The organism is Pseudomonas sp. BP01 (assembly GCF_022760795.1).
Classification (GTDB): Bacteria; Pseudomonadota; Gammaproteobacteria; order Pseudomonadales; family Pseudomonadaceae; genus Aquipseudomonas; species Aquipseudomonas putida_Q.
On sequence record NZ_JAFBKA010000030.1, the window covers coordinates 1 to 13827 of the forward strand.

A 13827-nucleotide genomic window follows, 5' to 3' on the forward strand; every position below is an offset into this window, starting at 1 on the left:
GAGTACATCCACTACTACAACCATGACCGTATCAAGCTAAAGCTCAATGGCATGAGCCCTGTGAAATACAGGGCCCATGCTGCTGAGGCTGCTAGCTGAAGCTGTCCAACTTTTCGGGGGCAGTCCAGAGATCGTGCATAGGCTGAATCCTGTGCAGTACCTGTGGGAGCGGGTTCACCCGCGAAAGGGCCGGTCCTGCCATATCCAGAAATCATCTGCTTCCCTGGGGGGGCAACACAGCCACTACCTTGGGAGGTTGATCTCTATCCAAGGAAGAACCTGATGCCCAGGGCCCAATCCCATCTGCTTCGTCGTGGTCGCTATTCAGAACTTGGCAGGCTGTATCTGCTGACCACTGTTACCGATCAGCGCAAGCCGCTATTCGATGACTTCCACCATGCCCGGTTAGTCATTCACCAATTGCGGCAAGCCGATCAGGAGCACGCCTGCCGCTCACTGGCGTGGGTGCTGATGCCAGACCATCTGCATTGGCTGATCGAGCTGAAAGGAACAACACTGGGTACCCTGATGCGCAGGTTCAAGTCCCGCTCCAGTCTCGTATTACATCAGGCAGGGGTTGAGCATGACCCGGTATGGCAGCCTGGGTATCAGGACCGGGCATTGAGAAGGGAGGAAAGCATGGTGCACGCAGCCCGGTACATTGTTGCCAATCCATTGAGGGCTGGATTGGTCAGAAGTGTCCGGGAATATCCACACTGGGATGCAGTATGGCTTTGATTCGATGCTGGAGCCTTCGCGGCGGTTCGGCGCGAAAGGGCCGAACCGCCGCGAAAGGGCCGGGTCAGGCCGACGCAGCTACCTGCGTCGGGCGCTTGACCTGCGGCTGCGAAGCATTGGCCGCGGCGCCTTCCTCGATCGCCTGCTGAATCGCCTTGCGACGACGCTCTTCGCTGCGGCGGCTGAAGTACCAGACAAAGAAGGTCACCAGCGACACCGACAGCAGGATCAGGCTGGCCACGGCGTTGATCTCCGGCTTCACGCCCAGGCGCACTGCCGAGAATACTTCCATCGGCAAGGTGGTCGAACCCGGGCCGGACACGAAGCTGGCCAGCACCAGGTCGTCCAGCGACAGCGCGAACGACATCATGCCGCCCGCCGCCAGCGACGGCGCGATCATCGGGATGGTGATCAGGAAGAACACCTTCCACGGCTTGGCACCCAGGTCCATTGCCGCTTCTTCGATCGACAGGTCCAGCTCACGCAGGCGCGCCGACACCACTACCGCCACATACGCCGCACAGAACGTGGTGTGGGCGATCCAGATAGTGACGATACCGCGCTCCTGCGGCCAGCCGATCATCTGCGCCATGGCCACGAACAGCAGCAACAGCGACAGGCCGGTAATCACTTCAGGCATTACCAGCGGCGCGGTGACCAGGCCACCGAACAGCGTACGGCCCTTGAAGCGGGTGACCCGGGTCAGCACGAAGGCCGCCAGGGTACCCAGCGCCACCGCCGCCACCGCCGTGTAGCAGGCGATTTCCAGCGAGCGCATCACCGAACCCATCAACTGGGTGTTGTCGAGCAGGCCGACGTACCACTTGATCGACCAGCCACCCCATACCGTCACCAGCTTGGAGGCGTTGAACGAGTAGATCACCAGGATCAGCATCGGCAGGTAGATGAACAGCAAGCCGAGCACCAGCATCAGCTTGGAGAAACTGAAGCGTTTCATGCGCGGCCCTCCATTTCTTTGGCCTGGCTGCGGTTGAACAGCAGGATCGGCACGATCAGGATCGCCAGCATCACTACCGCCAGCGCAGAGGCTACCGGCCAGTCACGGTTGTTGAAGAACTCCTGCCACAGCACTTTACCGATCATCAGGGTTTCCGGGCCGCCGAGCAGTTCAGGAATGACGAACTCGCCCACCACCGGGATGAACACCAGCATGCAGCCGGCGATGATGCCGTTCTTCGACAGCGGCACGGTAATCTTCCAGAAGCTGTTGAACGTGCTCGACCCCAGGTCGGATGCAGCTTCGAGCAGGCTCGGGTCATGCTTCACCAAGTTGGCGAACAGCGGCAGGATCATGAAAGGCAGGTACGAATAGACCACGCCGATGTACACCGCCAGGTTGGTGTTGAGGATTTGCAAAGGCTGGTCGATCAACCCGGTCCACAGCAGGAAGCCGTTAAGCAGGCCGTTGTTGCTCAGAATACCCATCCACGCATAAACGCGGATCAGGATCGCGGTCCATGTCGGCATCATGATCAGCAGCAACAGGACGGTCTGGGTTTCCTTCTTGGCGTTGGCGATGGCGTAGGCCATCGGGAAGCCGATCAGCAGGCACAGCAGGGTGCTGAAGAACGCCATCTTCAGCGAGCCCAGGTAAGCCGAGAGGTACAGCTCATCCTCGGTCAACAAGCCATAGTTGGCCAGGTTGAGCACCAACTGGATCTTGTCTTCGACGTAGCTGTAGATCTCGGTATACGGCGGGATCGCCACGTCGGCTTCGGCGAAGCTGATCTTCAGCACGATGAAGAACGGCAGCATGAAGAACAGGAACAGCCAGATGAACGGCACGCCGATCACTACGTGCCGCCCCTTCGGTGTAAGGCGCTGGAAGGCTCGCTTGAGCTTGCGCAGTTTCATGACCGCAGTACCACGCCGCTGTCGTCTTCCCACCACACGTACACTTCATCGCCCCAGGTCGGGCGGGTGCCCTGGCGCTCGGCGTTGGCGACAAACGACTGGACAACCTTGCCGCTCGGCAGCTCCACGTAGAACACCGAGTGGCCACCCAGGTAGGCGATGTCGTGGACCTTGCCGCGCGACCAGTTGTGCTCGCAGGTCGGCTGCTGGGTAGTGACCAGCATCTTTTCCGGGCGCAGGGCGTAGGTGATGTGCTTGTCTTCCACCGACGTAGTGATGCCGTGGCCGACGTAGATCTTGCGTTCCAGCTCCGGGCTGGCAATGATCGCGTGGCCTTCGGCGTCGTCGACCACGTCACCTTCGAACAGGTTGACGTTGCCGATGAACTCGCACACCAGGCGGCTGGTCGGCGTTTCGTAGATGTCCACAGGCGAGCCGATCTGGGCGATCCAGCCCAGGTGCATGATGGCGATGCGCTGGGCCATGGTCATGGCCTCTTCCTGGTCGTGGGTCACCATCACGCAGGTCACGCCCACGCGCTCGATGATCTCCACCAGTTCCAGCTGCATCTGCGAACGCAGTTTCTTGTCCAGCGCACCCATCGGCTCGTCGAGCAGCAGCAGCTTGGGGCGCTTGGCCAACGAGCGGGCCAACGCCACACGCTGACGCTGGCCGCCGGACAACTGGTGCGGCTTGCGCTTGGCGTACTGGGTCATGTGCACCAGCTTGAGCATCTCGGCCACGCGGGCATCGATCTCGGCCTTGGCCATCTTGTCCTGCTGCAGGCCAAAGGCAATGTTCTGCGCCACGGTCATGTGCGGGAACAGCGCATAGGACTGGAACATCATGTTGATCGGCCGCTCGTAGGGCGGCATGTCGGTGATGTCGACGCCATCGAGGAAGATCCGCCCTTCAGTCGGGCGCTCGAAGCCGGCCAGCATGCGCAGCAAGGTCGATTTGCCAGAACCGGAGCCACCCAGCAGGGCAAAGATCTCGCCTTTGCGGATTTCCAGCGACACATCGTCTACGGCGATGGTTTCGTCGAATTTTTTCGTGACCCGGTCGATCTTGACCAGCACCTGCTTGGGTTGCTGGCCACCCTCGAGGGCTTTCTTATAGGCACCGGAGGCAACTGCCATGAGTGAAACTCCCAACAAGATTTGTGTGCCCGCCCCTGCTTTTGCGGCGGGCCTGGATTGTTACTTGCCCGACTTGACCTTGGTCCAGCTGCGGGTCATCAAACGTTGCACCTTGGGTGGCAACTCACTGTTGACGAACATCTTGTCCAGCACTTCCTGCGGTGGGTAAACCGCGGCGTCAGTCCTCACGGCCTGGTCCATCAGGTCGCCAGCCTTGGGGTTCGGGTTGGCGTAACCGACGTAATCACTGACCTGGGCGATAACCTCAGGTTTCAGCAAATAGTTGATGAAGGCGTGGGCCTCTTTGACGTTCTTGGCGTCGGCGGGGATCGCCAGCACGTCGAACCAGAGGTTGCCGCCTTCCTTGGGAATCGCGTAGGCCAGGTTCACGCCCTTCTTCGCTTCTTCAGCGCGGGCCTTGGCCTGGAAGATATCGCCGGAGAAGCCTGCCGCGACGCAGATGTCGCCGTTGGCCAGGTCGGTGATGTACTTGGACGAGTGGAAGTAGGTCACGTACGGGCGCACGGCCAGCAGCTTCTGCTCGGCTTTTGCATAATCCTTGGGGTCGGTGCTGTTGGGGTTGAGGCCCATGTAGTTGAGCACCGCCGGCAGCATTTCGTCCGCCGAGTCGAGGAAGGCCACGCCGCACTTGGAGAGCTTCTTCATGTTCTCGGGTTCGAACAGCACGGTCCAGGAGTCGATGGTGTCCACGCCCAGCGCGGCCTTTACCTTGTCGACGTTGTAACCGATGCCGTTGGTGCCCCACAGGTAAGGCACGGCGTACTGGTTGCCCGGGTCGTTCTTTTCCAGACGTTTCATCAACGCCGGGTCCAGGTTGGAATAATTGGGCAGCAGGTTCTTGTCGAGCTTCTGGAACGCGCCCGCCTTGATCTGCTTGCCAAGGAAATGGTTGGACGGCACTACCACGTCATAGCCGGTATTACCGGCCAGCAGCTTGCCTTCCAGGGTCTCGTTGGAGTCGAACACGTCCTGCACGGGCTTGATGCCCGTTGCTTTTTCGAAGTCCGCGAGGGTGGTCGGGCCGATATAGTCGGACCAGTTGTAGAAGTGCACCGTAGGCGCCGCTTGGACGCTGCATGCCAGCGTCAGGCCCGCGCCAGCCATCAAGGCCTTGCGGAATACAGAAATAGACAAGTGGGTGCTCCTCACAATCAGTGCCTGGGTCGCGACAATGCTGCCGCACACGCAAAACCGGCGCGCAACTTACCTTCGCAGCTTCGATGCCGCAATCAACAATTGCCTTTCACTGGCTCTGGGCCGGTAAAGCCCGGCCCAGAGGTGTCACATCGGGCTTATTTGCCCGACTTGATCTTGGTCCAGCTGCGGGTGATCACACGCTGCACTGAAGCGTCAGGCGCAGCGATCGCGTACAGCTGCTTCTTCACTTCGGCAGGCGGGTAGATGCTCGGGTCACCGCTGATGTCTTTGTCCACCAGCGCAGTGGCAGCCTGGTTGCCGTTCGGGAAGCGCACGGCGTTGGTGATTTCAGCCATGATTTCCGGCTGCATCAGGAAGTCCATGAACTGGTAGGCGGCGTCTTTATGCTCGGCATCTTTAGGGATGGCGACCATGTCATAGAAGGTACCGGCACCTTCTTTCGGAATGACGTAGTCCACTTTGACCTTGTCGCCAGCTTCGTGGGCGCGGGCCTTGGACTGCTCCAGGTCACCCGAGTAACCGACCGCCACGCAGATGTTGCCGTTGGCCATGTCGCCGATGTACTTGGAGGAGTGGAAATAGGTGATCGAAGGACGAATCTTGAGGAACAGGTCCTCGGCGGCCTTCAGGTCTTCTTTCTTGGTGCTGTCGCTCGGCAGGCCCAGGTAGTGCAGCGCGGCCGGGATCATTTCGGTCGGTGCATCCAGGAAGCTCACACCGCAGCTTTTGAGCTTGGCGATGTTCTCAGGCTTGAACACGACGTCCCACGAGTCGATCTTGTCCACGCCCAGCGCGGCCTTCACCTTCTCCGGGTTGTAGCCGATGCCGATCGAGCCCCACATGTACGGGAAGGCGTGCTTGTTGTCCTTGTCGCTGGCATCGCCAACGGCTTTGAGCAGGTCCGGGTCGAGGTTTTTCCAGTTCGGCAGCTTGGAACGGTCCAGTTCCTCGTACACACCCGCCTTGATCTGCTTGGCCAGGAAGTTGTTGGACGGCACCACGATGTCGTAGCCCGACTTGCCTGCCAGCAGCTTGGCTTCGAGGGTTTCGTTGCTGTCGAAGACGTCGTACTTGACCTTGATACCGGTCTGCTTCTCGAACTTGGCGATGGTGTCCGGCGCGATGTAGTCCGACCAGTTGTAGACGTTCAACACCTTGTCGTCAGCCTGTGCAGCAGTAGCCATGGCACCCATCAGGGCTGCGGCCAGCAACGTCTTGCCCATTTTATTCATGCGTCATGCTCCAGAATTTTTATTTAGCCATCTGTTCAGCAGCCAGGACCTACGGTGCAGAGCGCGCGGCGACTGAATCAGTCGCTAGTCTGGCAAGTTACAAGGCTCTGTTTCAAGGAAAGCAGAGCCTTGTAACGACTTAATGTCACATCGCTAGCCTAGCAAATGCTTACCGAATCGCCTCAAGGGTCAAGTCGAGGCATTTGCGTGCCTTTTCCACCAGTTCGTCGATTTCCGCATGGCTGATGACGAGCGGCGGCGCGATGATCATGGTGTCCCCCACCGCACGCATGATCAGGCCGTTTTCGAAGCAGAAAGTGCGGCAGATCATGCCCACGCCCTTGCCCTCGTAACGGCTGCGGGTGGCCTTGTCCTTGACCAGCTCGATCGCGCCAAGCATGCCAAGGCCGCGCACTTCACCCACCAGCGGGTGGTCCTGCAGCTCACGCAAACGCTTTTGCAAATACGGTGCCGCTTCAGTGCGCGCCTTCTCGACAATTTTCTCGTCGCGCAGGATGCGCAGGTTTTCCAGGCCCACCGCGGCCGCTACCGGGTGGCCCGAATAGGTGAAGCCGTGGTTGAAGTCACCGCCTTCGCTGATCACCTTGGCCACTTTGTCACGCACGATCACACCGCCCATGGGGATGTAACCGGAGGTCAGGCCCTTGGCGATGGTCATCAGGTCGGGCTTGAGGTCGTAGTAGTCAGAGCCGAACCACTCGCCGGTACGGCCGAAACCACAGATGACTTCGTCGGCAACGAACAGGATGTCGTACTTGGCGAGAATCTCCTTCACCTTCGGCCAGTAGGTTTCCGGCGGGATAATCACGCCGCCTGCGCCCTGGATAGGCTCGGCGATGAAGGCGGCGACGTTGTCTTCGCCCACTTCGAGGATTTTCTTTTCCAGCTGTTCGGCCGCCCAGATACCGAACGCATCCGGGGTCATGTCACCGCCTTCGCCGAACCAGTACGGCTGCGGGATGTGCACGATGCCCGGGATCGGCAGGCCGCCCTGCTCGTGCATGCCGCTCATGCCGCCCAGGCAAGCACCGGCGAAGGTGGAGCCGTGGTAGCCGTTGATACGGCCGATGATGGTCTGCTTGTGCGGCTTGCCCTTCAACGCCCAGTAGTGGCGCACCATGCGCAGCACGGTGTCGTTGCCTTCGGAGCCGGAGCCGGTGAAGAACACATGGGTCATGCCCTCGGGCGCCACATCGGTAATGGCCTTGGCCAGTTCCAGCGCAGGCGGGTGGGCCGTCTGGAAGAACAGGTTGTAGTACGGCAGCTCGCGCATCTGCTTTTCTGCTGCCTGCACCAGCTCTTCACGGCCGTAACCGACCGCCACGCACCACAGGCCCGCCATGCCATCGAGGATCTTGTGCCCCTCGCTGTCCCACAAATGCACGCCCTGGGCCTTGGTGATGATGCGCGGCCCCTTCTCCTTCAGCTGCTTGTAGTCACTGAAAGGTGCGAGATGGTGCTCCCCGCTCAGGGTTTGCCATTCACGGGTTTGCGGGTTGTTGGTGCTCATGTGCTTCTCCGTTGTTCGACAGCCGCGCTCCAGCGGCCCCAGGGTTTATCAGACAGCGAACAGCAGGAACTCTCGCTCCCAGGAACTGATGACACGCTTGAAGTTTTCGTGCTCGGCGCGCTTGGTGGCGACGTAGCCGGTGATGAACTTCTTGCCCAGGTACTGCACCAGTGCACGGCTGTTTTCCATGCGTTCCAGGGCATCTTCGATGGTCAGCGGCAGGCGCAGGTTGCGGCGTTCGTAGCCACGGCCCTGCACCGGCGCGCTGGCCTCGATGCCTTCGACCATGCCGATGTAGCCACACAGCAGGCTGGCGGCAATGGCCAGGTAAGGGTTGGCGTCAGCACCCGGCAGGCGGTTCTCGACCCTACGGCTTTGCGGGCCGGCATCCGGTACGCGCAGGCCGACGGTGCGGTTTTCTTCGCCCCATTCCACGTTCACCGGCGCCGACGTGTCGGGCAGGAAACGGCGGAACGAGTTGACGTTCGGGGCGAACAGCGGCAGCGCCTCGGGGATGAACTTCTGCAGGCCACCAATGTGGTTGAGGAACAGCTCGCTCATGCTGCCGTCTTCATTGCTGAAGATGTTCTTGCCGGTGGCCAGGTCGACCACGCTCTGGTGCAGGTGCATGGCACTGCCCGGCTCGCCGGTCATCGGCTTGGCCATGAAGGTGGCGGCCACGTTGTGCTTGAGCGCGGCCTCGCGCATGGTGCGCTTGAACACCAGGATCTGGTCGGCCAGGTGCAGGGCGTTGCCGTGACGGAAGTTGATTTCCATCTGCGCCGTGCCGTCTTCGTGAATCAGCGTGTCCAGGTCCAGCTGCTGCAGTTCGCACCAGTCGTAGACGTCTTCGAACAGCGGGTCGAATTCGTTGGCGGCTTCGATCGAGAACGACTGGCGGCCGGTTTCCGGGCGGCCCGAACGGCCTACCGGCGGCTGCAACGGGAAGTCCGGGTCTTCGCTGCGCTTGGTCAGGTAGAACTCCATCTCGGGCGCAACAATCGGCTGCCAGCCCTTGTCGGCGTAGAGCTTGAGGACTTTTTTCAACACGTTGCGCGGCGACAGTTCGACCGGGTTGCCCTTCTTGTCGTAGGTGTCGTGGATCACCTGCGCAGTCGGCTCGATGGCCCACGGTACAAGGAACACGGCGTTCTCGTCGGGGCGGCAGATCATGTCGATGTCGGCCGGGTCGAGCAGTTCGTAATAGATGTCGTCGTCGACGTAGTCGCCGGTCACGGTCTGCAGCAGCACGCTCTCGGGCAGACGCATGCCTTTTTCGGCGATGAATTTGTTGGTGGGCGAAATCTTGCCGCGCGTGATGCCGGTCAGGTCACTGATCATGCATTCGACTTCGGTGATCTTGTGCTCTTTCAACCAATCGGTGAGCTGGTCGAGGTTGTTACTCATAAATACCTCAGGAGGTAAGGTGGGCCGCGCATTGATTCTGGATGGAGTAGATTGCTAAAGCAAAAACCCCCGCGCAGCGCCGCAGTGGATACACTGAAAACAAGTGTGTCCATAATGAGTTGGAAGGGCAGGAAGACGAAGCGAAGGGCGGCAAGCCGCTACGAGGGCGGGCCCGGAGACGCCAAACGTCAATTATTGCGGCCAGGGCGACCACGCCATTGACGAAGCTTGCAAAAACGACAGAGGTACCCGTTGGCACTGCGCAGGCAGTGCTTTCAGGTCGCGGCAAGCGGACCATGTGACCCTCGTATTATTGTGTTCTGGGTTGTGACCGAGCTTAGCCTTGTTCATTTTTTTACACAACACCCGCGTAAAAAATAAAAGACGGCACGCTTGAGATAGCCCTTCGTAGGTGAAATAGCGGATAATGGCACGCCCCGATTTGCAGCAAATCTGCCGTAGATGTGCCATTTCAGGGCATCATGGGGTTGGCTTGACATCAGTATGGCTTTTCGATTGACTGGTCCTGCAAGCCCCCCTTGATTGATATTTTTAACAACAAAGGTGTTGCATCATGTCGGTACCCCCGCGTGCCGTTCAGCTTAACGAAGCGAACGCGTTCCTTAAGGAACATCCTGAGGTTCTCTACGTTGACCTTCTGATTGCAGATATGAATGGTGTGGTGCGCGGCAAGCGCATTGAGCGCACCAGCCTCCACAAGGTTTACGAGAAAGGCATCAACCTGCCAGCCTCCCTCTTCGCCCTGGACATCAACGGTTCCACCGTCGAAAGCACCGGGCTTGGCCTGGACATCGGCGATGCTGACCGCATCTGCTACCCGATCCCCGACACGCTCTGTAATGAGCCGTGGCAAAAGCGTCCCACTGCCCAACTGCTGATGACCATGCACGAGATCGAAGGCGAGCCGTTCTTCGCCGACCCTCGTGAAGTGCTCCGTCAGGTGGTGAGCAAGTTCGACGAGCTGGGCCTTACCATTTGCGCTGCATTCGAGCTGGAGTTCTACCTGATCGACCAGGAGAACGTGAACGGCCGCCCGCAGCCGCCGCGCTCGCCCATTTCGGGCAAACGCCCGCAGTCGACCCAGGTTTACCTGATCGACGACCTCGACGAATATGCCGACTGCCTGCAGGACATCCTCGAAGGCGCGAAAGAACAAGGCATCCCGGCCGACGCCATCGTCAAGGAAAGCGCCCCGGCGCAGTTCGAAGTCAACCTGCACCACGTCCCTGACGCGCTCAAGGCCTGTGACTACGCGGTACTGCTCAAGCGGTTGATCAAGAACATTGCCTACGACCATGAAATGGACACCACCTTCATGGCCAAGCCCTACCCGGGCCAGGCAGGCAACGGCCTGCATGTACACATTTCCGTGCTGGACAAAGATGGCAACAACATCTTCACCAGCGAGGATCCCGAGCAGAACGCCGCGCTACGTCACGCTGTCGGCGGTGTGCTCGAGACCCTGCCCGCGTCCATGGCGTTCCTTTGCCCGAACGTCAACTCGTACCGCCGCTTTGGCGCGCAGTTCTATGTACCGAACGCGCCAAGCTGGGGCCTGGACAACCGCACCGTAGCGCTGCGTGTGCCAACAGGCTCGGCAGATGCCGTGCGCCTCGAGCACCGGGTAGCCGGCGCCGATGCCAACCCGTACCTGATGATGGCGGCCGTGCTGGCCGGCGTGCACCACGGCCTGACCAACAAGATCGAACCGGGCAAGCCGATCGAAGGCAACTCGTACGAGCAGCTGGAGCAGAGCCTGCCGAACAACCTGCGCGATGCCCTGCGCGAGCTGGACGACAGCGAGATCCTCAACAAGTACATCGATCCGAAGTACATCGACATCTTTGTCGCGTGCAAGGAAAGCGAGCTGGAGGAGTTCGAGCACTCGATCTCCGACCTCGAGTACAACTGGTACCTGCACACCGTGTAAAAAAAACGCCGCCCACAAGGGCGGCGTTTTTGTTTGAGACCGGTGTCGCCTGCTTCGCGGGCACGCCCGCTCCCACAGGAAGACCACAGGCTTCAGCCCTGCAGATTACCCTGTGAGAGCGGGCGAGCCCGCGAAGAGGCCGGCACAGGCTTACAGGGGTTTCTCGAAAATCTTCGAGTTGCGCTGGTAGTTGTACAGCGATGCCCGCGCCGATGGCAGGCGCTCCACGCCGCTGGGTGCAAAACCGCGCTCGCGGAACCAGTGCGCAGTACGCGTCGTCAGCACAAACAGGGTGTTCAAACCCATCTGCCGCGCCCGGCTCTCGATGCGCTCCAGCAATTCATCCCCGCGCCCGCCGTGGCGATATTCCGGGTTCACCGCCAGGCATGCCAGTTCCCCTGCCTCGGAGTCGGCAATCGGGTACAGCGCCGCACAGGCGATGATCATGCCCTCGCGCTCGACCACGCTGAACTGCTCGATCTCCCGCTCCAGCACTTCACGCGAGCGGCGCACCAGGATGCCCTGCTCTTCCAGCGGGCTGATCAGCTCCAGCAAGCCGCCCACATCCTCGATGGTCGCCTCGCGCACCACCTCGAACTGCTCCTGCGACACCAGCGTACCGCCACCGCCACGGGTGAACAGCTCGGTCAGCAGCGCGCCGTCCTCGGCATAACTGACAATGTGGCTGCGTGCCACGCCGCCCTTGCAGGCCTCGGCGGCGGCATCCAGCAGCTCGCCCTGGTAGTCGCTGCCCAGGCGCTGCAGGTGCGGGGCAACCTGCTGCGGGCGCAGTTCCCGCACCAGCTTGCCGTCGGCGTCCAGCAGGCCCGGCTCGGCGCCGAACAGCAGCAACTTGTCGGCGCCCAGCTCGATGGCGGCACGGGTGGCCACGTCTTCGCAGGCCAGGTTGAAGATTTCGCCGGTAGGCGAGTAGCCCAACGGCGACAGCAGCACGATGGAGCGCTCGTCGAGCAGGCGGCTGATGCCCTTGCGGTCGACCCGGCGCACTTCACCGGTGTGGTGGTAGTCCACCCCTTCAAGCACGCCGATCGGCCGCGCGGTGACCAGGTTGCCGGACGCCACGCGCAGGCGCGAGCCCTGCATCGGCGAAGCGGCGATGTCCATCGACAGGCGCGCCTCGATGGCCAGGCGCAGGGCGCCAACGGCATCGATCACGCAGTCCAGGGTGGCGGCATCGGTGATACGCAGGCCATGGTGGTAGTGCGGGGTCAGCCCGCGATCGGCCAATCGGCTTTCGATCTGCGGGCGCGAGCCATGCACCAGTACCAGGCGCACGCCAAGGCTGTGCAGCAGCACCAGGTCGTGGACGATATTGCCGAAATTAGGGTGTTCCACCCCATCGCCAGGGAGCATGACCACGAAGGTGCAGTCGCGATGGGCATTGATGTACGGGGAGGCATGACGCAGCCAGTTGACGTAGTCGGGCATGACAGGGCCTGTGGATAAGTGGACGGAGAACGGCGATACAAGGGGCGTTCAAGATCATCGTCGGAACAGGCTTGCGGTCACGCGCGGTCTCCTCTAGGCAGGAACGAATCAATTCGATTGACGTTTAGTGCAGGCAATAGTGCCGGATCAGGTCACGCAATAGACGCACGGTAGGCTCGATTCGTGACATTTCAAGGTATTCGCCGGGCTGGTGGGCACAGGCGATGTCGCCAGGGCCCAGCACGATGGTCTGGCAGCCCAGCTGCTGAAGATAAGGCGCTTCGGTGCCGAACGCCACCGCTTCGGCGCGATGGCCGGTCAGGCGTTCCGCCACTTGCACCAGCTCGGCATCGGCAGCCTGCTCGAACGGCGGCACCTCCGGGAACAGTGGTGCGTAGTCGATGCACACATCATGGCGCTCGGCCACGGGCACCAGCTTCTCGCGAATGGCGGCGCGCAGTTGCTCTACATCCATGCCCGGCAGCGGCCGCAGGTCGAATTCAAGCGCGCACTGGCCGCAGATGCGGTTGGGGTTGTCGCCGCCGTGGATGCAGCCAAAGTTCATGGTCGGCGTCGGCACGGTGAACTGTGGGTTGCGATAGCTTTGCTGCCATTGCTGGCGCAGGCCCATCAGCTCGCCCATTACCGCATGCATGGCCTCCATTGCGCTGCGGCCCAGATTTGGGTCCGACGAATGGCCGCTGCGCCCGAGGATGTCGATGCGGTCCATGAGAATGCCCTTGTGCATGCGGATCGGCCGCAGCCCGGTAGGCTCGCCGATGACCGCCGCACGGCCCAGCGGCCGGCCGGCCTCGGCCAGGGCGCGGGCACCGGACATGGAGCTTTCTTCGTCGCAGGTGGCGAGGATCAGCAGTGGCTGCTTGAAGTCGTGCTCCAACAGCGGGATGACAGCTTCGATGACCAGGGCAAAAAAACCCTTCATATCGCAACTGCCCAGGCCGACCCAGCGGCCATCGACCTCGGTCAGCTTCAACGGGTCGCTGGCCCACAGTTGTTCGTCATAGGGCACAGTGTCGCTGTGCCCGGCCAGCACCAGGCCACCTGGGCCGCTGCCACGGCTGGCCAGCAGGTTGAACTTGCCCGGCGTGACCTGCTGGATGTCGCATGTGAACCCCAGGTCGCCCAGCCACCCCGCCAGCAGGTCGATGACCTGGCGGTTGGACTGGTCCAGCGCGGGCTGGGTGCAACTGACCGAAGGCGCGGCGATCAAGGCGGCAAACTGGTCTTTCAGCGTCGGCAACGGCATGCACATAATCCTCGGAAGCGTTGCCCATCATAGGACTATCCGCCGTCTGGAATAAACCG

General features: G+C 61.1%; 12 protein-coding genes. 3 read left to right on the top strand and 9 right to left on the bottom strand.

Going from position 1 to position 13827, the window contains the following annotated elements:
• Together JOY50_RS22320 and JOY50_RS22325 are read left to right on the top strand one after the other, a co-directional pair.
• Positions 1 to 99: IS3 family transposase (locus JOY50_RS22320; RefSeq protein WP_243055057.1), on the top strand; the 99-nt coding region annotated here is incomplete at its 5' end.
• A 183-nt stretch (positions 100 to 282) separates the two neighbouring features.
• On the top strand, positions 283 to 738 hold the full coding sequence (locus tag JOY50_RS22325; protein WP_138737071.1) for an REP-associated tyrosine transposase: 456 nt from the start codon (positions 283 to 285) through the stop codon (positions 736 to 738).
• Positions 739 to 802: 64 nt separating this feature from the next.
• Here JOY50_RS22325 and JOY50_RS22330 read toward each other — a convergent pair whose 3' ends face one another.
• From JOY50_RS22330 to JOY50_RS22360, 7 genes are all read right to left on the bottom strand, one after another.
• Complete coding sequence (locus JOY50_RS22330) at positions 803 to 1696, bottom strand: ABC transporter permease subunit (RefSeq protein WP_016489721.1); 894 nt, start codon at positions 1694 to 1696, stop codon at positions 803 to 805.
• Complete coding sequence (locus tag JOY50_RS22335; RefSeq protein ID WP_019473406.1) at positions 1693 to 2613, bottom strand: ABC transporter permease subunit; 921 nt, start codon at positions 2611 to 2613, stop codon at positions 1693 to 1695. The genes JOY50_RS22330 and JOY50_RS22335 overlap by 4 nt, the downstream gene beginning before the upstream one ends.
• Entirely contained in the window at positions 2610 to 3752 is a 1143-nt protein-coding gene (gene potA, locus JOY50_RS22340; RefSeq protein ID WP_019473407.1) for a polyamine ABC transporter ATP-binding protein, read from the bottom strand. Before potA ends, JOY50_RS22335 begins: the two co-directional genes overlap by 4 nt.
• Before the next feature lie 60 nt (positions 3753 to 3812).
• Positions 3813 to 4907, bottom strand: coding sequence for a polyamine ABC transporter substrate-binding protein (locus tag JOY50_RS22345; protein ID WP_243055868.1), 1095 nt, complete (start codon positions 4905 to 4907; stop codon positions 3813 to 3815).
• A gap of 158 nt (positions 4908 to 5065) precedes the next feature.
• Positions 5066 to 6163: a polyamine ABC transporter substrate-binding protein gene (locus JOY50_RS22350; RefSeq protein WP_132844827.1), complete on the bottom strand. Its 1098-nt coding sequence runs from the start codon at positions 6161 to 6163 to the stop codon at positions 5066 to 5068.
• Positions 6164 to 6332: 169 nt separating this feature from the next.
• Positions 6333 to 7694 carry an aspartate aminotransferase family protein gene (locus JOY50_RS22355; protein WP_019473410.1) on the bottom strand — a complete coding sequence of 454 codons (1362 nt, stop codon included), beginning with the start codon at positions 7692 to 7694 and terminating at the stop codon, positions 6333 to 6335.
• Between the two features lie 48 nt (positions 7695 to 7742).
• Complete coding sequence (locus JOY50_RS22360; RefSeq protein WP_016489727.1) at positions 7743 to 9101, bottom strand: glutamine synthetase family protein; 1359 nt, start codon at positions 9099 to 9101, stop codon at positions 7743 to 7745.
• Positions 9102 to 9675: 574 nt separating this feature from the next.
• Between JOY50_RS22360 and JOY50_RS22365 the strand changes: the two genes are divergently transcribed.
• Positions 9676 to 11052 carry a glutamine synthetase family protein gene (locus JOY50_RS22365; RefSeq protein ID WP_019473411.1) on the top strand — a complete coding sequence of 459 codons (1377 nt, stop codon included), beginning with the start codon at positions 9676 to 9678 and terminating at the stop codon, positions 11050 to 11052.
• A gap of 150 nt (positions 11053 to 11202) precedes the next feature.
• Here the strand turns inward: JOY50_RS22365 and argA are convergent, their stop codons facing one another.
• Positions 11203 to 12501, bottom strand: a complete 1299-nt coding sequence (gene argA, locus JOY50_RS22370) for an amino-acid N-acetyltransferase (RefSeq protein ID WP_016502147.1) — start codon at positions 12499 to 12501, stop codon at positions 11203 to 11205.
• A gap of 124 nt (positions 12502 to 12625) precedes the next feature.
• Positions 12626 to 13768, bottom strand: a complete 1143-nt coding sequence (argE, locus tag JOY50_RS22375; protein ID WP_243055870.1) for an acetylornithine deacetylase — start codon at positions 13766 to 13768, stop codon at positions 12626 to 12628.
• Between the last annotated feature and the right edge of the window lie 59 nt (positions 13769 to 13827).